This window comes from Cellulosimicrobium sp. BMG9.22 (genome assembly GCF_059159975.1).
Genome location: NZ_JBZGBY010000006.1, coordinates 69,236 through 86,841 on the forward strand (window position 1 = coordinate 69,236; position 17,606 = coordinate 86,841).

The 17,606-nt window shown below is 73.4% G+C and carries 17 protein-coding genes; 8 read left to right on the top strand and 9 right to left on the bottom strand.

The features are described 5' to 3' along the window. Positions 1-30: 30 nt before the first annotated feature. The gene (locus AC4H2H_RS06565) at positions 31-450 is read left to right on the top strand and encodes a phage holin family protein (protein ID WP_494369996.1); all 420 of its coding nucleotides are present in this window, start codon (positions 31-33) and stop codon (positions 448-450) included. Here the strand turns inward: AC4H2H_RS06565 and AC4H2H_RS06570 are convergent. Further along, a complete protein-coding gene (locus AC4H2H_RS06570) occupies positions 386-1,444 on the bottom strand; it encodes an RNA polymerase subunit sigma-70 (RefSeq protein ID WP_494369997.1) in 1,059 nt (352 codons plus the stop codon). The two genes, AC4H2H_RS06565 and AC4H2H_RS06570, sit on opposite strands and share 65 nt — an antisense overlap. A 98-nt stretch (positions 1,445-1,542) precedes the next feature. Here AC4H2H_RS06570 and AC4H2H_RS06575 point away from each other — a divergent pair, with 98 nt between their 5' ends. Next, complete coding sequence (locus tag AC4H2H_RS06575; protein WP_494369998.1) at positions 1,543-2,334, top strand: SDR family NAD(P)-dependent oxidoreductase; 792 nt, start codon at positions 1,543-1,545, stop codon at positions 2,332-2,334. Positions 2,335-2,354: 20 nt separating this feature from the next. On the opposite strand, the gene AC4H2H_RS06580 is transcribed toward AC4H2H_RS06575, so the two are convergent. Next, on the bottom strand, positions 2,355-4,133 hold the full coding sequence (locus AC4H2H_RS06580; protein WP_494369999.1) for a SulP family inorganic anion transporter: 1,779 nt from the start codon (positions 4,131-4,133) through the stop codon (positions 2,355-2,357). A gap of 191 nt (positions 4,134-4,324) precedes the next feature. Here AC4H2H_RS06580 and AC4H2H_RS06585 point away from each other — a divergent pair, with 191 nt between their 5' ends. Together AC4H2H_RS06585 and AC4H2H_RS06590 are read left to right on the top strand one after the other, a co-directional pair. Beyond that, positions 4,325-4,822 (top strand): DUF1269 domain-containing protein, encoded by a 498-nt coding sequence (locus AC4H2H_RS06585; protein ID WP_494370000.1) that lies wholly within the window; start codon positions 4,325-4,327, stop codon positions 4,820-4,822. A gap of 243 nt (positions 4,823-5,065) precedes the next feature. Further along, the gene (locus AC4H2H_RS06590; RefSeq protein ID WP_494370001.1) at positions 5,066-5,740 is read left to right on the top strand and encodes a GAP family protein; all 675 of its coding nucleotides are present in this window, start codon (positions 5,066-5,068) and stop codon (positions 5,738-5,740) included. Positions 5,741-5,759: 19 nt separating this feature from the next. Here AC4H2H_RS06590 and AC4H2H_RS06595 read toward each other — a convergent pair whose 3' ends face one another. Then, positions 5,760-7,058: an AI-2E family transporter gene (locus AC4H2H_RS06595; protein WP_494370002.1), complete on the bottom strand. Its 1,299-nt coding sequence runs from the start codon at positions 7,056-7,058 to the stop codon at positions 5,760-5,762. Positions 7,059-7,218: 160 nt separating this feature from the next. On the opposite strand from AC4H2H_RS06595, the gene AC4H2H_RS06600 reads away from it, so the two are divergent. The 4 genes from AC4H2H_RS06600 to AC4H2H_RS06615 all read left to right on the top strand — a co-directional run bounded on the left by AC4H2H_RS06600 (position 7,219) and on the right by AC4H2H_RS06615 (position 9,153). Then, positions 7,219-7,626 carry a DUF7144 family membrane protein gene (locus AC4H2H_RS06600; protein ID WP_494370003.1) on the top strand — a complete coding sequence of 136 codons (408 nt, stop codon included), beginning with the start codon at positions 7,219-7,221 and terminating at the stop codon, positions 7,624-7,626. Positions 7,627-7,711: 85 nt separating this feature from the next. After that, positions 7,712-8,143, top strand: a complete 432-nt coding sequence (locus AC4H2H_RS06605) for a DUF6325 family protein (protein WP_494370004.1) — start codon at positions 7,712-7,714, stop codon at positions 8,141-8,143. A gap of 144 nt (positions 8,144-8,287) precedes the next feature. Beyond that, positions 8,288-8,644: an SHOCT domain-containing protein gene (locus AC4H2H_RS06610; RefSeq protein ID WP_494370005.1), complete on the top strand. Its 357-nt coding sequence runs from the start codon at positions 8,288-8,290 to the stop codon at positions 8,642-8,644. A 26-nt stretch (positions 8,645-8,670) separates the two neighbouring features. Further along, entirely contained in the window at positions 8,671-9,153 is a 483-nt protein-coding gene (locus tag AC4H2H_RS06615; protein WP_494370006.1) for a DUF1269 domain-containing protein, read from the top strand. A gap of 26 nt (positions 9,154-9,179) precedes the next feature. Here AC4H2H_RS06615 and AC4H2H_RS06620 read toward each other — a convergent pair whose 3' ends face one another. From AC4H2H_RS06620 to AC4H2H_RS06645, 6 genes are all read right to left on the bottom strand, one after another. Further along, entirely contained in the window at positions 9,180-10,277 is a 1,098-nt protein-coding gene (locus AC4H2H_RS06620; RefSeq protein WP_494370007.1) for a sigma-70 family RNA polymerase sigma factor, read from the bottom strand. 118 nt (positions 10,278-10,395) lie between these two features. Beyond that, on the bottom strand, positions 10,396-12,564 hold the full coding sequence (locus tag AC4H2H_RS06625; RefSeq protein WP_494370008.1) for a SpoIIE family protein phosphatase: 2,169 nt from the start codon (positions 12,562-12,564) through the stop codon (positions 10,396-10,398). Between the two features lie 88 nt (positions 12,565-12,652). Beyond that, on the bottom strand, positions 12,653-13,273 hold the full coding sequence (locus AC4H2H_RS06630) for a mobile mystery protein B (protein WP_494370009.1): 621 nt from the start codon (positions 13,271-13,273) through the stop codon (positions 12,653-12,655). Continuing rightward, complete coding sequence (locus AC4H2H_RS06635; RefSeq protein WP_494370010.1) at positions 13,270-13,728, bottom strand: mobile mystery protein A; 459 nt, start codon at positions 13,726-13,728, stop codon at positions 13,270-13,272. Before AC4H2H_RS06635 ends, AC4H2H_RS06630 begins: the two co-directional genes overlap by 4 nt. A 128-nt stretch (positions 13,729-13,856) precedes the next feature. After that, positions 13,857-14,651 carry a 2,3-bisphosphoglycerate-dependent phosphoglycerate mutase gene (locus AC4H2H_RS06640; protein WP_494370011.1) on the bottom strand — a complete coding sequence of 265 codons (795 nt, stop codon included), beginning with the start codon at positions 14,649-14,651 and terminating at the stop codon, positions 13,857-13,859. Positions 14,652-14,654: 3 nt separating this feature from the next. Beyond that, complete coding sequence (locus AC4H2H_RS06645; RefSeq protein ID WP_494370012.1) at positions 14,655-17,591, bottom strand: helix-turn-helix transcriptional regulator; 2,937 nt, start codon at positions 17,589-17,591, stop codon at positions 14,655-14,657. Positions 17,592-17,606: the final 15 nt, after the last annotated feature.

Below are 17,606 nucleotides of genomic sequence, written 5' to 3' on the forward strand. Positions count from 1 at the left end.
GAACCTGCGGGGTCGGAGCACGGTTACGGCATGATCCGGTTCCTGCTCAGCTTCGCCATCAACGTGGTGCTCGCGGCCGTGGGCCTGCTCGTCGCCTCGAGCCTGTTCGAGGACGTGACGCTGCACGCGTCCGGCTTCGTCGTCGCCGTGCTGATCTTCGCGGTCGCGCAGGCTGTCCTCGCGCCCTTCGTCTTCAACATGGCGCGCAAGTACGCGTCGGCCGTGCTGGGCGGCATCGGCCTCGTCTCGACGTTCCTCGCCCTCTGGGTCGCGACGCTCATCGGCGACGGCCTCGAGATCTCGGGCACGGCGACGTGGGTCGGGACGACGGTCGTCGTCTGGCTGATCAGCGCGCTCGGCGGCTGGCTCCTCGGATGGCTCGTGCTCACCCGCTGGTGGGACCGCCGCCAGGAGCAGAAGCGGATCCGCGCCGCCACTGCCGGGCAGTGACACCGGCGTCGAACCGCGTCATCGCGCTCACGCGGTCGCCTGCGAGCGTCAGGACCAGGAGCCCCGTCGCCGGCTGAGGACCGCCGTCCCCTCGGAGGTACATGCGGAACGCGGGCTGTCCGTTCGCGCGCGTCCCCACGAGGTCGAACCGCCGCCCGGCGCCGAAGATCGCACCGCAGAGCGCGGCCACCGCCTCGCGACCGACGTACTCGAACGGCATCGGCGGCATCGAGGCGACGACGTCGTCCGTCAGCAACGCGACCAGGGCCTCGAGGTCGGCCGCCTCATAGGCGCGAACGAAGCGCGCGACGACCGCTGCCTCGGCCTCGGAACCCGGCGAGGGCGGCACGTCGTGCGCGTCGGCACGCCGTCGCAGCGTGGCGCGTGCATGCCGGAGCGCGCTCGTGACCGCGCCGACGGTCGTCCCCGTCACGGCCGCCACCTCCCGGGCGGGGAAGCCGACGACGTCACGCAGCACGAGGGCGGCGAGCTGGCGCGGGGACAGGAGCTGGAGCGCGGTCACGAACGCGAGGGAGATCGCCTCGCGACTCTCGTAGCGGGCTTGCGGGCCGGGCTCCTCGGGCGTCCCGACGAGGAGCGCGTCCGGGAACGGCTGCACCCACGTGACCTCTCCGAGCCGGGTCGGCCGCGGGGGTTCGACACCAGGCACGTCCCATGCCTTCGCGGGTCGCCGCCGTGCTGTGCGCAGGGCGTTCAGGCACCGGCGGGTGGTGATCCGGTAGAGCCAGGTGCGGACCGACGCGCGGCCCTCGAACCGTGCCAAGCCCTGCCAGGCCGCGAGCAAGGACTCCTGCAGCACGTCCTCGGCGTCCTCGTACGACCCGAGCATCCGATAGCAATGAACCAGGAGCTCTCGCCGGTAGGGCCGGCACAGCGCGTCGAACGACACGTCGTCGCCGGCGCGCGCCCTCGCGAGCAGGCCGGCCTCGTCGTCCACTGCGCCACCACCTTCGCTCTCGGTCGTGGTGCCCACTTTCCCACCTCCGCGGTGTCAGTACCGTCGACGGCCGTCTCGCGCCGTCGTCCGCGTCCACGAGGCGGGCGCGCGCCGCGCCCGGATGGAGGAGCACCATGCTGCTGGCAGACAAGATCGCGGTCGTGTACGGGGCCGGTGGCGCCGTCGGCGGCGCTGTGGCCCGGAGCTTCGCACGCGAGGGCGCGCGCGTCCACCTCACAGGACGTCGCCGGGAACCGTTGGAGGCCGTGGCGACCGACATCGTCGCGCGGGGCGGCGCGGCGGAGGTCGCCGAGGTCGACGCCCTCGACGAGCAGGCGATCGACGCGCACCTCACGGCGGTCGTCGACCGTTGGGGCCGGCTCGACGTGTCGTTCAACGCCGTCGGCGTCCCCGACGCGAGCGTCGTCGGCGTGCCGCTCGTCGACCTCGACGCCGCGCGGTTCTCGGGTCCCGTGGCCGACTACGCGAGCTCCTACTTCCTGACCGCGCGCCACGCGGCGCGCAGGATGCTGGCGCAGCGGTCGGGAGTGATCATGACGGTCACGGCGCTCCTGGCGCGCACAGGTGCCCCGCTGGTCGGCGCGTACGGTCCCGCGATGGCAGCGAAGGAGGCTCTCACGCGCGGGCTGTCGGCCGAGCTCGGTCCTCACGGCATCCGCGTCGTCGGACTCCGCCCGCAGGCGATGCCCGAGTCGAGCACCATCCGGGAGGCGTTCGAGCCGCGCGCGGCGGCAACCGGCCTCACGTGGGAGGAGTGGCAGGAACGCCTCGCGAGCAGGACCCACCCGCGACGGCTCATGACGCTCGCCGAGATGGCGGAGGTTGCCGCCTTCGCGGCGTCCGACAGGGCGAGCGGCCTGACCGGGACCACGATCAACCTGACGATGGGAAGCCTCGACGACTGAGCCGGTCACCCCACGACGGCCTAGACAGCCGGGCCGGCGTCGGTCTCGGCGGTGATCGCGCTGTCGATGTCGGGGTACAGCGTCGGCCGTTCGTCGCGCCCGACGACGGCGCGCAGCTCGTCGCGGACCTGGCCGACGTCGCGCGCCAGGACGAGCGTGGCGCCGAGGCGTCCGAGGTCGGTCCGGAGCGTGATGAGCATCTGGGCGGCGGCGGAGTCGAGGAACGGCACCGTCTCGGCGTCGATGACGACGGTCCGCGGACGCTCGGCCGTGGTGAGGTCTCGGATCGTGCCTCGCACGGCGTCGGCGTTGGCGAAGAACAGGCCGGACTCGACACGCACCACCAGCACGCCGGGGACGTCCTCCCCGGCCGGCTGGCCGAGCGCCGCCCGCCGTGCGCCGTCGACCCAGGTGCCCTCGGGGCTGCGGACGAGGCGCGCGACGTGCGGGCGCGAGGCGCGCTTGAGCAGCAGGAGCAACGAGAGCAGCACGCCGATGACGAGGCCCGGCAGGGTGTCGAAGACGAGCACGCTGGCGGTCGTCGCGACCGCGGCCCAGAAGTCGTGTCGAGCGGTGCCGCCGTAGAGCCGTCTCGAGAGGTGGCTCGCGTACCCGTACAGGCGCCGCAGCGACCTGACGTCCACGAGCTCGATCACCGCCGCGATGACGACGGCGGCGAGCGTGGCCTCGGGCAGCGACTCGAACACGGGCGTGAGGAACAGGAGCGTGAGGACCACGAACACCGCCGCGGTGAGCCCCGAGACCTGGCTCTTGGCCCCCGCGCCTCCGTTGACCGCGGTCTTGGACAGGCTGCCGTTGACGACCATCCCGGACGCGATGCCCGAACCGAGGTTCGCGGCCCCCATGCCGATCAGCTCGCGGTTCGGGTCGATGTCGTAACCCTCGCGCGCGGCATACTCCTTCGCCGCGCCCAGCGCCTCGGCGAACCCGACGAGCATCACCCCGGCGCACGGACCGATGAGCGCCGTGTAGTCGGCCCAGCTCATGTCCGGGAAGCCGAGGGCGGGCAGGCCGGCGTCGATCGGGCCGACGATCTCCACGCCGCGGTCGTCGAGGGAGAGCAGCAGGATCGCGCCGATGCCGAGGAGCACCGCGACGAGCGAGCCCGGCACCTTCGGTGCCCACCGCTTGATCGCGAGGAGGATCGCGAGCGTCACCAGGCCCAGGACGACCGTCGTGCCGCTCGCCGTGCCGAGCTCGGTGAGGATCGCCCACAGCTTCTCGAAGAAGTTCCCCTCACCCTTCTCCACCCCGAGCAACGCAGGTACCTGACCGATGATGATGATCAGCGCCATGCCCACGATGAAGCCCTTGAGCACGGGCTCGGAGATGAACGACGCCACGAACCCCAGTCGCGCCGCGCCCGCCACGAGGCACAGCACCCCGGTGACCAGGGCGATGCCCGTGGTCAGCGCGGCATAGAACGCGGCATCGCCCGGCGCGAACACCGCCACGACGCTCGCCGACAGCGCTGCCGTCGCCGACATGGGCCCCACCACGAGGTGCCGCGAGCTGCCGAACACGGCGTACAGGATCAACGACGGCACCGCCGCGTAGAGGCCCACGACCGGCGAGACGCCCGCGATCGTCGCGTACGCCAACGACTCCGGCACGAGCACCGCCCACACCGTCAGCCCCGCGACGAGATCGCCTTGCAACCACGCCTTCTGGTAGCCCCGCAAGGACCCGAAGAGCAGCGGGGTCCGACGTCGGGCGACGGCGGCCCCCGCCTGCCCGGCGGCGTCTGCCGCGGGCCGCCCGTTCCCGGAACCTGACATCGACCTGACCTCCGCTCGTGGTGAACCGTCCGGGACCGATCCTTCCGGGATCCGTCGGGACCGCCACCCGAGCGGCCTCCCCGACGCCGGGCGCCGCTCGCCGCGCGGAACAGGGCCCCCGGCGATACGTTCGACGCGACTCGCGCGGCCACCGCGCCGACGCACTGCTCGAGAACTGAGAGAGGTCAGACGTGGCAACGCTCACCGTGTGGAAGTTCGACACCCCTGACGGCGCCCAGCGCCTCGAGGACGCGCTCCTCGCCCTGCAGAAGCAAGAGCTCATCCAGGTCCAGGACGCGGCGACCGTGTCCTGGGAGGAGGGCAAGAAGAAGCCGAAGACCCGCCAGGGGAACAGCACCAGCGCGGCCGGCGCGCTCGGCGGCACGTTCTGGGGCCTGCTGTTCGGCCTCATCTTCTTCATCCCGCTGCTCGGCGCCGCGATCGGCGCGGCGTCCGGCGCCATCGCCGGTGCGCTGACCGACGTCGGCATCGACGACGACTTCATCGACTCCGTGCGCAGCAAGGTCACCCCGGGCACGTCGGCGCTCTTCGTGCTCACCTCGGGTGCCGTGCTCGACCGCGTGCACGACGCGCTCCAGGCCGAGGGCATCCACGGCGAGCTCATCCAGACGAACCTCTCCGAGGACGAGGAGGCCAAGCTCCGCGCGGCCTTCGACGAGAACGCCTGAGCTCCCGCGCGGCTCCCGCCGGAGCTCGTCGAACAAGTGAGGCGCGGGGGGCGGGTCGTGCCGGGTCTACCATCCGCGGCCTCGTTCCTCGGCCGCTCCCGCCAGACCCACCACGACCCGGCACGACCCGCCCCCCGCACCTCACCCGGTCGCGCCACCTCCCGCACCTCACCCGGTCGCGCCACCTCCCGCACCTCACCTCGGCACGTCACCCCGCACCTCACCGTCATCTAGGAGGCCTGCATGGGCGCTGCGATCGGTCAGTCCCTCCCCGTCGCGGTCGGTGTGCTCATCAGCCCGCTGCCGATCGTCGCCGTCGTGCTCATGCTCGTCAGCGGGCGAGCGAAGGCGAACGCGTTCTCGTTCCTCATCGGGTGGTTCGTCGCCGTCGGTGCGGTGACGCTCGTCGTCGCCCTGCTCGCCGGCGCCGGCGCGGACGGGGAGGACGCCGGCCCCCCGCTCTGGGCGGCGATCCTCAAGATCGTCCTCGGCCTGGCCCTGCTGTTCCTCGCCGTGAAGCAGTGGCGCGGACGTCCGCGTGAGGGCGTCGAGCCGCCCGCGCCGAAGTGGATGGCAGCGATCGACGGCTTCACGCCGCCCAAGGCGGCGGGGCTCGCGGTGCTCCTCGGGGCGATCAACCCCAAGAACCTGCTGCTCGTCGTCTCCGGCGGGGTGGCGATCGCGACGGCGGCCGGCGACGACACGAACGCCAAGGTCGTCGCGTCGGTCGTCTTCGCGCTCGTCGCGAGCGTCGGCGTCGCGACGCCGGTCTTCATCTACCTGTTCATGGGTGATCGCGCCGCCACGATGCTCGACGGGCTCAAGACCTGGATGACCCACAACAACGCCGTCATCATGGCCGTGCTCCTGCTCGTGCTGGGCGCCAAGATGCTCGGCGACGGCATCGCGTCGATCTGACGGACGGGTCGCGGGACGGTTACTCGATCCCCTGCTCGCGGCGCTCGTCGACAGTCCGGGCCGCCTCCCGGGCGGCCTCCTGGTTGGTGCGCCGCCGGCGAGCCTTGCGGTCCCGCTTGTCCTGGCCCGAGCCCCCGTGGTCCTTCTTCTCGGGGTCGCGCAGCATGTCCGACTCGATGAGCTCGTGCCGCTGGAGGTAGGTGTTGGCCACGGCCTGGATCGTCGCGGCGATCGGCAGCGAGAGGAAGGCACCCAGGGCGCCGAACACCGCGCCGAACGCCAGCACGACGACGAAGCTCACCGCCGGGTTCATCTCCAGCGCGCGGGCGGAGACCTTGGGTGAGAAGTACAGGTTCTCGAGCTGCTGGTACCCGATGATGAACGCGAGCACGGCGAGCGCCTGCGGCAGCCCCTGCGACGTGAGCGCCACCGCGACGGGCAGCGCGCCGCCGATGTAGGTACCGATCGTCGGGACGAACTGCGAGACGACACCGGTGAAGACGGCGAGCGGCAGCGCGTACGGGGTCTGGACGATGAGCAGGAACACGAGCGTGAAAGCGCTCGAGAGCGCGGCGAGGACGATGCGCGAGTTGATGAAGTCGGAGACCTTGACCTGGGTGATCTCCCACAGGCGCAGCACCTCCTCCTGGCGGTTCGGGGTGAGCCAGCGGCACACCCCGGCGCGGAAGCGCGGCCCGGCCGCGAGGAGGTAGTAGGTGACGAGGAGGATCGTCAGGGCCGCGAAGATCGCGCCGATGATCGTCGTCCCGACGAGGATCGCCCCGGACGCGACGTCCTGGCCGAACTGCTCGAACGCCTGACGCAGCAGCTCGTCGGACTCCGGGAGGGCGAGGTCGAACCGCTCCTGGACGAACTCGCGGATCTGCTCGTACACCTCCGGGAGGGTCTGGACGAGCTGGATGAGCTGCTGGACGAACAGGTTCCCGAAGAGTGCGAGCACGACGAGCACGACGAGGATCGACCCGATGAGCGAGACCCCCGCCGCCGCGCCGCGCCGCCACCCGTGCCGGACGAGCCACACGACGATCGGCTCGAGAGCGAGCGCGATGAAGAACGCGATGAGGATGTTCACGCCGAGCGCCTGCAGCTGACCGAGCGCGTACCACGCGAAGATCGCGACGAAGACGGCGACGACCCCCATCGCCAGGGCGCGCGAGACCCAGCGCGGCGGACGGCGGGAGTCGTGCTGGACGGGGCGCGTGCCGTCGTCGGGCACGCCCGACCACGGGTCGTCCGCCCGGCGCTGCGGCCGGTCCGTCGGGTCGGCCGGTCCGTCGGCGGGAAGGGACGTCGTCATGCGACGAACCTAGCGGCGTGACGGTGCGGTGGCCCGGCGGCCACGCCGCGACGTCCCTCCCGACGGGTGGGCTCGTCTTCCGGATGCCGAGCGCGGCGGGTAGTGCCACGATCGACGCGCACGCCCACGTCTCGCCGTCCGGATGCCCAGGAGGACTCACATGGCACGTTCGTCGCAGGTCTCGGCATGGGTCGGCTGGGTCTGGTTCGCCGGGATCGTCCTCGTGACGCTCGGATTCTTCAACGCGATCAGCGGGCTCGTCGCGGTGTTCTCCCCGAAGAGCCTCGTCGGCGTGACCGACGCCGGGGTGGTCGTCCTCGACGTGTCGACGTGGGGCTGGATCCACCTCGTGATCGGCGTGCTGCTGGTCCTCACCGGCTTCGCCCTGCTGTCCGGCAAGGGCTGGGCACGCATGGTCGCGATCGTCCTCGTGGTCCTCAACGCGATCGCGCAGTTCACCACGCTGCAGGTCACGCCGTGGTGGTCGCTCGTCACCATCGTGCTCGACGTCTTCGTCCTGTGGGCGCTCGTCGTCCACGGCGACGAGGCGGAACGTGCCGCACGCTGACGACCGCACCGGAGCCCGTCGAGAACCGCGGGCAGAACGCACCCGAGACCCCGTCACCGAGAAGCACCCGACGCTAGGAGCACCCATGGCAACGTCCACGTTCGGTCCGGTCGAGATCGTCGCGATCGCCTTCCCGGCCGACCGCATCCCGGCCGACGTCCAGACCTCGGTCCTCGACGTCCTCTCCGCGGGGACGGTCACGCTGCTCGACCTCGCCGTCGTCCGTCGCTCGGAGGACGGCGACGTCGAGCTCCTCGAGGTCACCGACCTCGGCGACGAGCTCGAGATCACCGACGTCGAGCTCACCGGCGCCGGCCTCGCCGGCGAGGAGGACCTCGACGACATCGCGGCGGGTCTTGCGCCCGGCACGTCCGCGCTCGTCCTCGTCGTCGAGCACACCTGGGCACGCGGCGTGATCGCGGCCACGAACGACGCAGGTGGTGTGGTGCTGCTCAGCGAGCGCATCCCCGCCGAGGTCGTCAACGAGGTCGCGGACCTCGCCCTCGTCGAGGACTGACGCCGCGCGTGACCCGGACGCCCCGCAGCGCGATCCCGCGGAGCATCCTGGGGCACGTCCGGAAGAACGTCCCGAAGAACGCTCAGAAGAACTCTGAAGACCTCTGAAGACCTCTGAAGACCTCTGAAGACTTGGAGTAGAACGATGCCCCTCCGCCGCATGGGCCGCCCCGGCCTCATCGGGACCGCCGCCCGCACCGCCGTCATCGCAGGCACCGCATCCGCCACCGCCGGCGCCGTCCAGCGCCGCCAGACGAACCGCCAGCAGCAGTCGTGGGAGGCGCAGCAGGCCGCCGCCCAGCAAGAGCAGGCGCGCATCGACGCTGCCGCTCAGCAGGCCGCCGCGCAGTACGCGCAGCCCGCTCCCGCTCCCGCCGCAGCTCCGGCCACGACCGGTCAGGATGACCTGCTCGCCCAGCTCGAGCGCCTCGGTCAGCTCCACGCGTCCGGCGTCCTCAGCGACGCGGAGTTCGCCGCCGCCAAGGCCAAGCTGCTCGGCTGAGAGCCCCGGGACGAGAGGAGCCGACGATGGCCACGTTCACCGTGTGGAAGTTCGACTCTCCCGAGGGAGCCGACGAGGCGTCGTCGATCCTGCACGGCTCCGCGTCCGAGGGCGCGATCAGGATCGTCGACACGGCCGTCGTGTCGTGGCCGGAGGGCGCCGCGAAGCCGACGACGCGCCGCGGCCACCAGGACGAGTGGCGCGGCAGCGGGTGGGGCGCCTTCTGGGGACTCCTCCTCGGCTCGTTGTTCTTCGTGCCCGTCCTGGGGGTGGCCGCGGGTGCGGCGATCGGGGCCGCGTCGAAGGCGATGGCCGCCGTCGGGATCGACTCAGACCAGCTCGACCGCATCCGCGCCGGGGTCACGCCGGGCTCGTCCGCGCTGTTCGTCGTGACCGAGGACGGCGACGTCGACAGGGTCGGTGAGCGGTTCCACGGTGTGCACGGCACGCTCGTGGCGACCAACCTCACCGAGGCCGAGCGGAGCGCGCTGCTCGAGACCTTCGGCTGACCCGCTGCCGGCCTGCCGAGAGCCCCTCAGTCCTCGAGGCGCTCCGGCAGGCCGAAGAGCGGAAACCACGCCGCCGTGTCCAGGAACGCGTTGATCGCCGTGACGCGCCCGCCCTCCGTCTCGACCACCTGGAGCGCCCACGGCTCGTACCCGCCGCCCTCGGCGCGGCGGTACTGGCCGTAGCCGAACGTCCCGTTCACCGCCACGGGGATCAGCCGCGAACCCTCGCACTCCCACCCGGGGCCCGTCATCCACTGCACGATGTCGTCCGTGCCCCGCATCCACAGCGGGTACGGCGGCATGGAGAGGGTGGCGTCCGCGTGCAGGAGGGCGACGAGCGCGTCCATGTCGTAGCGCTCGAACGCGTCGAGATACCGCTCGAGCAGCTGCTTCTCGTCCGCGCCCAGCTCCTGGTCCACGGGGGCCGACGGCATGGCGGCCCCGGCGTCGGAGGGGGCGTCGCCGCCGGCGAGGTCCTCGTCGCCGCCGAGCCCTGAGCTGTCCCAGTGCGCGCGCGCCGCCAGCGTGGCGCGGGCACGCTGCAGCGCGCTGTTCACCGACGCCACGGACGCACCGAGCAGCTCGGCGACCTCGCTCGCCTGCCACCGCAGGACCTCGCGCAGCAGCAGGACCGCACGCTGCTTGGGCGGGAGGTACTGGAGCGCGGCGACGAACGCCAGGCGGATGCTCTCGCGACCGACCGCGACCTGGGCCGGGTCGCCGTCGTGCGGCAGGACGCGGTCGTCGGGCACGGGCTCGACCCAGGTCTCCTCGGGCAGGACCTGACCGAGGTACTCGACCTCGGCCGGCTGCGGCCCGCCCAGCCCCATCGGGCGCTCTCGCCGCTTGCGCGAGCCGAGCATGTCGAAGCAGACGTTGGTCGCGATGCGGTAGAGCCAGGAGCGCAGGGACGATCGACCCTCGAACCGGTCGTACGATCGCCACGCGCGCAGGTAGGCCTCCTGCACCGCGTCGTCCGCCTCGAAGGCCGAGCCGAGCATGCGGTAGCAGTAGCCCGTGAGCTCGCGCCGGTGACCGTCGAGCACGGCGTCGAGCTCGTCGCGGTGGGGAAGGGGAGCTGGTGCCGCCGTCCGGGCGGAGGACGTCGTGGCGAGGTCGGTCATGGTTGCTGCCTCTCGGTGTCTCGAGGGTCTCGAGGGTCGTGAGCGCGCGGCTCGGCCTGAAGGGAGGTGGCCCACGTCACACGTTACGCCGGGCCTCCGACACGGCACAGGGGCAGGCTCAGCCGTCCGTCTCGAGCTCGAACCAGACCGTCTTGCCCGGGACGTCGTGGTCGCGCTCCGTGCCGGCGTGCTGGTCGACGCCCCAGCGCGCCGCGCACCGCTCGAGGAACTGCACCCCGCGCCCACCGGTCTCGTGCGGGCCCGGCGACATCAGCCGCGGAGGAGTCGTCGACCCGTCGCGCACACCGATGCGGAGCAGGCGGTGGGCGACCTCCAGCTGCGCCTCGACGGGCGCGGCTCCGTGCTGGACGGCGTTGGTCAGCAGCTCGCTCGTGAGGAGCATCGCGATCCGGCGCACCGCGGGCGCGACATCGCAGCTCTCCAGGACGTCGTCGACCCAGCGCCGCGTCGGCCCGATGTCCGCGGACGTGTGCCCGACCGCACGCGTCAGCACGCTGGGCCGGCCGGGCGCGGGCCGGCGCACGACCCGGTGACGCACGCGCAGCGCGAGCACCGCGACGTCGTCGCGCGCCTCGCCGGCCACCAGCCGGCGCACGAGGGCGTCCGGGAGCGCGGACGTCGCGGTGCCGGCGAAGCCGGCCAGCGTCGCCCGCAGCTCGGCGAGCCGAGCCTGGTACGACGTGCCGCGTCGCTCGACGAGGCCGTCCGTGTAGAGCAGGAGGGTGTCCCCGGGCGCGAGCTCGCCCCGGTGGTCGTGGCGCTCGGTGCCGGGCAGCACGCCGAGCATCAGGTCCGGGTGGGCGTCGAAGGTGTCGACCGTGCCGTCCGCACGCAGCACGAGCGGCGCGGGGTGGCCCGCGTTCGACCACGTGACGTCGAAGCCGCGCGGGCTGCGGTCGAGCCGCAGGACGAGGGCCGTCGCGCTGGCCTGCAGCGCCAGTCCGCGGTTCGCGCGGTCGAGCAGCCGCAGGAGCGTCGCCGGCGGCTCGTCCTGGCACCACGCGAACGTGCGCAGCATCGAGCGGAGCTGACCCATCTGGGCCGCGGCCCGCATGTCGTGGCCCGTGACGTCCCCGATCATGAGGACGAACGCGTCGTCGTCGAGCACGACGGCGTCGTACCAGTCACCGCCGACCTGGTCCGTGCGCGTCGCGGACGCGTACGTCGCGGCGAGCTCCGCGCTGTGCACGGCAGGGAGCTCCGTGAGCATCGCGGCCTGGAGCGTCGTCGCCACGCGGTGCCGCTCCTCGAGCAGCCGGACCCGGTCGAGGGCGTGCGCGACGTACGACGCGATCGCCGTCTCGGTCTTCAAGGCGTCGGCGTCGAACTCGCGCGGCCCGTCCCACGCGAGGGCCACCACACCGAGCAGCCGCGCGCCGGACACCACGGGCAGGAACGAGCGGGCCTCGACGCCGTCCGGGGCGAGGAGTGCCGCGGCCTCGGGCAGCGCGCGGGTGTACTCGTCGTGGTCGCGGAAGAACACGGGCTCGCGCGTGCGCGCCGCGATCGCCGCCCCGCGCTGCGCGTCGAGCCGCATCCGCCGGAACGAGGCGGGGACGCCGGGCTCCAGGTGGTCGAGGCTCGCGTACTCGAGCCGCGTGCCCGACGCGTCGAGCATGGCCAGCCCTGCGTACCGCGCGCCGATGACCGCGCCGACGGTGACCAGCCGCTCGGCCACGTCGTGCACCGACGTCGCCGCCGCGAAGGACTCCGAGAGCTCGAGCAGGAGTCGCGACCGCCGGTTCGCCGTGAGCGCGACGCGCTGCATCCGGCGCGCCCGCTCGCGTGCGAGCCGCAGCCGCAGCTCCGACGTGCACGCAGAGGCGAGGTCGGCGAGGGTCGCGAGGTCCTCGTCCGACCAGTGACGCGGCATGCTGTCGAACGCGCAGAGCGAGCCGACGGCGCGGCCGTGGGGATCGAAGATCGGGAACCCGGCGTAGGACACGACGCCGATGTCGTCCACGGCGCGCAGCTGCGCCAGGTGCGGCACGGCGCGGGCGTCCTCGACGACGAGCGGTCGCGCGTCGCTCGTGACGAACTGGCAGAAGGTGTGGCTGAGCGGCGTGCGCCGCTCGGACTGGTAGGGCTCCGGCAGCCCCAGCGCGCCGGGCAGCACCGCCTCGTCCGCGAGCACGAGCGTGACGAGCGCCGACGAGACCCCGAGCTGGCGCCGCACGAGCCTCGCGAAGCGGTCGAACGACTCGTCCGCGGCGGGCTCGGCAAGCCCTGCCTGCACGAGCTCGCGGATCGCCTGGGCCTCGGTCATGGTCCAGTATCACCAGGACGAGGCCGACCAAACAGTGCAAGCCGCGCCACTCCGGCACACGCCGGGGTGAAATCGGAAGGCTGCGCCGTCAGGACCGCGCGAAACTCACCAGTGACGCGAGCGCCTGGGGATCGTCGGGTGACCGGTCCAGGCCGCGCAGCGCGGCGAGGTAGGCGTCCCGTGCGGAGGTCGCGCTCTGGAGGTTGCCGCGCGCGCCCCAGGTGAACAGGGGCTGCCCGGCCGTGCGCGCGAGCAGGTCGGTGTACGCGCGTGCCAACCGTCCGTTCCCGTTCGGGAACGGGTGGATCGCGACGAGCCGGTGATGGACCTTGCACAACGCCTCGTCGCGCGAGATCCAGGTGGTGTCGGGTGCGAGCCAGAACGGGGCGTCCGCCATGAGGTCACGCACGGCCATCGGCACCTGCGACGGGTCGATCCCGATGTTGCGCTCGGTGGTGCGGTAGGTGCCGGCCCACTGCCACACCTGCCCGAACATGCGCGTGTGCACCTCCCGCAGGAAGGCGTCGTCCAGCACCCGGGCGACGGCGTGCCGGCGTCTCGGGGCGAACAGGTACGTCAGCGCTTCGCTCACGTTCTCCTGCTCGACGGCGTTGAGCTCCTCTCTCGTCGCGATCCAGTCCGCGAGCAGACCCGAGCGCTCGTCGTCCGCCAGCGGCGTCGCGCCGTCCGGATCCGGGCCGAGCGTCATGCGTCCAGGCGCCACAGCTCGCGCGAGTCGCGCAGGGCGTGCGCCCGCTCCTCGCGCAGGCGTGCGCGCTCGGACTCGCTGGTGCGCTGGTCCTCGAGCGCCATCGTGGCGTCCACGCGACGGATCTCCGCCTCGGCCACCGACCGTGCGTGCTGGTCCACGAATCCCTCGAGCGTCGTGCGCGGGACGAAGGCGTAGACGAGGTCGCAGCCCATCGCGTCGGCCGCGCGCGCCAGGGTGTCCAGGCGCACGGTTGCGGCCCGCTCGCTGTTCTCGAGCTTGCGCACGGCCACCGGAGTCACGCCCAGGCGACGGGCGAGGTCGCTGGTCGACATGCCCAGCGCGGACCGGATGGCGCGCACCCAACCGCCGGCAGGGCGTGCGGTGGCCGCCCGGTGCTCGCGCAGCGGTGCCACGCGTCGGTCGATGGTACGGCGGATCGTCGGCGTTTTCATCACCTGGAGGTTTCTTCAGAGGGAGCGAGCAAGTACCTACAGGTTACGCTACACCGCCTACGAGGAAAACCCGTAGGTTACTCATTCGCTGAGCGCACGTAACCCTGAGGTGTCGGAGCGACGGACGTTCAGGTTCCGCCGCGCGAGCGCAGGGCCGTGATCGCGTGCTCGGCGCCGTTGGCGTCGAGGTAGGTGCCGCCGCGGACCTCGGGGACGAGCGCGCCGTCGGGCCCGGCCGTGAACCGGTGGACGAGCGGGTGCCCGGTGGGCAGGTCGAGGTCCTGGACCTCCTCGGGCGTGAGGTCGTCGACGAGCACGGAGAGGGCGCGCAGCGAGTTGCCGTGCCCGACGGCGAGGAGCGACTCCCCGCGAGCGAGCGCCGCCTGCGTCGCCGCCCAGAGCGGCCGCAGGCGCTCGACGACGTCGGCGAGGGACTCGGCGTCCGGGCGCAGCTCGGCGCGCGCGGCGTCGGGCAGCCGCAGGAGGGTGTCGTCGACGCGGCGTCGGGCGGGGTCGTCATCCCCGAGCGGCGGAGGCCGGTGCAGGTACGAGCGCCGGTAGCGCCAGTACGCGGCCTCGCCGTAGTCGCGGCGGACGACGTCGCGCGGCTTGTCGGTGAACGCACCGTAGTGGCGCTCGACGAGGCGCCACTCGACGACGAGGGATAGTGGCCCGGGCAGCGCGTCCAGCACGATCGCGGCCGTCCCCGAGGCGCGGACGAGGGGCGACGTCACGACGCGTCGCGGCGCGAGGCGGGGGTCGCGGGCGACGGCGTCCGCCAGGAGGCGTGCCGCGCGTCGGGCCTCGGCGACGCCCGCCTCCGAGAGCGGGACGTCGAGCAGCCCGGTGAAGCGGTCGCGCGCGTTGAACGTGCTCTCGCCGTGGCGCAGCAGCAGGAGCACCCCCGGGGCGGGTGGGCTCACGCCTCAGACCTCGAGCAGCCCGCGCTGGTGCGCGAGCGAGACCGCCTCGGCCCGCCCGGACGCGCCGAGCTTCGCAAGGACGTTGGACACGTGCACGCTCACGGTCTTGCCCGAGATGAACAGGCGCTCCCCGATCTGCCGGTTCGTCAGCCCCTGCGCGACGAGGAGCAGGACCTCCTCCTCGCGGTCGGTGAGGACCGCCGTCGTCGAGCGGCGCACACCGGGCAGGTCGAGGCGACCACGGCGGGCCAGCGCGCGGACGGCCTCGGCGAGCGGTACCGCGCCCATCGACTCGGCCTCCTCGAGCGCCTGCCCCGCCTCGATCTCCGCGGCGTTGCGGTCGCCCGCGCCGAGCAGCGCCTCGGCCCAACGGAAACGGGAGCGGGCCACCTCGTAGCGGTAGCCGTAGTCGAACGTGCGCGTCGTCTCCTCCCACAGGGCGGGTTCGTTCTCCCCCGTGAGGCGGGAGTGCTCCGCGGCGGCGCGCGCGAGCCAGGCGCGGCCCTCGGGGCCGAGCCGTCCACCGCGCGGCCGGCCTCGCTCGGCCGTCGTGCGGGCCGCCTCGAGCAGGTCGGCACCGCGGGCCACGAGGTCGGCCACCTCGGCCGAGCCCGCCGCACCGTGCAGCCGGGCCGCGGACGCCGCGTCGGCGAGGGCCGCGAGCGCGAGCGCCGACAGCCAGATGCGGCCGAGGAAGTAGTCGCTCCACGTGCGGCCGAGGTGCACGACGAGCTCCACGGCGAGCGCCACCGCCTCCTCGTACCGTCCGGCCCGCGTCAGCGCGTCGATGGAGCACCCGCCCGAGATGAGCGCGATCTGCCCGTCGCGCGACCACTCACGGCGCAGCGCGGCGCCCCGGCGGATGGCGTCCTCGTCGCCGCGCGCGACGGCGGCGTAGAGCTGGACGCACGACAGCGCCGCGGCAGAGCCCTCGGGCATGGTCTCGCCCGCCGTGTCCGTGGGGGTGAGGTCTCCCAGGGCGTAGCGGACGAGGTCGTGGAACAGGCGCAGCTCGACGCCGTACACGCTCCAGCCGAGACCGGTCGCGCGGGCCCTGTCGACGCCGTCGCGCGAGACGTCCAGCGCCGCCTCGAGATGGCCGGCGTAGTAGCGGTTCGCCGCGATGTTGTACCAGCAGCGCAGCTCGGTGACGATGTCGCCCGCCTCGACCGCGCGCTCGCGGGCCTGGGCGAGGAGGGAGGCGGCGCGGTCGTCGTCGGCGACCTCGAGGACCGCCATCGTCGTGAGCACGTCCGCCTCGACGTCGGGCGCGTCGAGTCGGTGCGCGACGTCGAGCGCCTCGCCGGCGACCTCGACCGCGAGCTCGTCGAGGTCCGCGTTCATCGCGGCCCGCGCGCGCATCGCGAGCGTCCACGCGCGATCGAGCGACGGCGGCTCCACGGGCAGGACGGCGAGCGCGGCCTCGGTGTGCGCGAGGACCTCCTCGACCTCCTCGCTCAGCAGGTACCGCGACACGACGTGCCGCAGCGACGCCTGCCGCAGCGGGTCGTCCGCGGTGCCCTCGACGACGCGGCGCGCGAGCGCGACGGCGCGGTCGGGCTCACCCGCACGGCTCGCCGCCCCCGCCGCGGCGAGCGCCACGGTGACGCGGTCCTCGCCGAGGAGGGCCTCGGCGTCGGGCACGGCCTGCCACAGCGACAGGACCTGCTCGAGGTGCCGCAGCTCCTCCGCCGGCGCGAGCACACGCGCCGCCTTGCGGGCCGCCGAGCGGGACGCCGTGAGCGCGGCGGGGAGGTCGTGCGCGGCGAGCGCGTGGTGCGCGCGCAGGGCGGGGGAGCCGAGGGTGGGATCGTCGTCGAGCGCGTGCAGGTACGCCCGGTGCACGCCGACGCGCTCGCCGGGCAGCAGGTCGGACGCCACGGCCTCGGCGAGGAGCGCGTGGCGGAACACGACGACGTCGCGGCCGCCGTCGCCCTCGACGGCCAGGACGTTGTGGGCGATGGCCTCGCGCAGCGAGCGGTCGAACGGGTGGTCGGGCAGGTCCGTCGTGCCGTCGGCCGCATCCCGCGCGACGGCGGCGCGCAGGAGCGGCTCGTTCACCTGGCGGCCCGAGACCGAGGCGACGCGCACGAGGTGCTGCACCGCCGGGTCCAGGGCCTCGAGCCGGGCGCGGAGGACGTCCGCGAGCGACCACGGGAGCTCGTCGCCGAGGCCCGACTCGACGAGCTCCTCGGCGAAGTAGGCGTTGCCCTCGGAGCGCGTCCGCACGGACTCGAACGCGTCGTCGGGCAGGGGGCCGCCCGCGACCGCGGCGGTGAACTCGCGCAGCTCGCGCTCCGTGAACGGGGAAAGCTGGACGTGCTCGACGCGCGGGTGGCGCAGCAGCTCGGCGAGGACGGGGCGCAACGGGTGGCGGCGGTGGAGGTCGTCGGCGCGGTAGCTCGCGACGACGAGGACGTGCTCGGCACGCAGCCGCGCGACGACGAAGCGCAGGACGTCGCGGCTCGACGGGTCCGCCCAGTGCAGGTCCTCGACGACGAGCACGAGCGGGGACTCGGGCGTGCCCGACGCCGCGATCGCCGCCGCGATGCTCTCGAAGAGCTGGAGCCGCTCGCCCTGGCTCTGCTGCTCGTCGGCGGGCGTGGCCGCGTCGAGCAGGCGGGCGAGCGCCGGCCGGGCCGCGACGGTCTCGTCGACCGCGTCGTGCTGGGAGCGCAGCGTGGCGAGGGCCTCCGAGAACGGGAGGTAGGGCAGCCCGACCTCGCCGAGGTCGACGCAGTGGCTCCAGACGACGGTCGCCCCGCCCTCGGCCGCGAGCTCCGCGGCGCGGGTCAGGAGGCGCGTCTTGCCGACGCCCGCGTCCGCCCCGACGAGGACGACGCCGGGCTCCCCACGGCGCGCCCGGTCCACCGCTGCGGCGAGCACGTCGAGCTCGGCGGCGCGGGCCACGAAAGGCGCGCGCGAGGAGGGTCGGGGCACGGTCCCCATCCTCGC

What these genes read in the sequence shown, in the direction of transcription:
- AC4H2H_RS06565 (WP_494369996.1), top strand. Translation starts at nt 31, where the DNA reads ATGATCCGGTTCCTGCTCAGCTTCGCCATCAACGTGGTGCTCGCGGCC.
- AC4H2H_RS06575 (WP_494369998.1), top strand. Translation starts at nt 1,543, where the DNA reads ATGCTGCTGGCAGACAAGATCGCGGTCGTGTACGGGGCCGGTGGCGCC.
- AC4H2H_RS06580 (WP_494369999.1), bottom strand. Translation starts at nt 4,133, where the DNA reads ATGTCAGGTTCCGGGAACGGGCGGCCCGCGGCAGACGCCGCCGGGCAG.
- AC4H2H_RS06590 (WP_494370001.1), top strand. Translation starts at nt 5,066, where the DNA reads ATGGGCGCTGCGATCGGTCAGTCCCTCCCCGTCGCGGTCGGTGTGCTC.
- AC4H2H_RS06595 (WP_494370002.1), bottom strand. Translation starts at nt 7,058, where the DNA reads ATGACGACGTCCCTTCCCGCCGACGGACCGGCCGACCCGACGGACCGG.
- AC4H2H_RS06600 (WP_494370003.1), top strand. Translation starts at nt 7,219, where the DNA reads ATGGCACGTTCGTCGCAGGTCTCGGCATGGGTCGGCTGGGTCTGGTTC.
- AC4H2H_RS06605 (WP_494370004.1), top strand. Translation starts at nt 7,712, where the DNA reads ATGGCAACGTCCACGTTCGGTCCGGTCGAGATCGTCGCGATCGCCTTC.
- AC4H2H_RS06610 (WP_494370005.1), top strand. Translation starts at nt 8,288, where the DNA reads ATGCCCCTCCGCCGCATGGGCCGCCCCGGCCTCATCGGGACCGCCGCC.
- AC4H2H_RS06615 (WP_494370006.1), top strand. Translation starts at nt 8,671, where the DNA reads ATGGCCACGTTCACCGTGTGGAAGTTCGACTCTCCCGAGGGAGCCGAC.
- AC4H2H_RS06620 (WP_494370007.1), bottom strand. Translation starts at nt 10,277, where the DNA reads ATGACCGACCTCGCCACGACGTCCTCCGCCCGGACGGCGGCACCAGCT.
- AC4H2H_RS06625 (WP_494370008.1), bottom strand. Translation starts at nt 12,564, where the DNA reads ATGACCGAGGCCCAGGCGATCCGCGAGCTCGTGCAGGCAGGGCTTGCC.
- AC4H2H_RS06630 (WP_494370009.1), bottom strand. Translation starts at nt 13,273, where the DNA reads ATGACGCTCGGCCCGGATCCGGACGGCGCGACGCCGCTGGCGGACGAC.
- AC4H2H_RS06635 (WP_494370010.1), bottom strand. Translation starts at nt 13,728, where the DNA reads ATGAAAACGCCGACGATCCGCCGTACCATCGACCGACGCGTGGCACCG.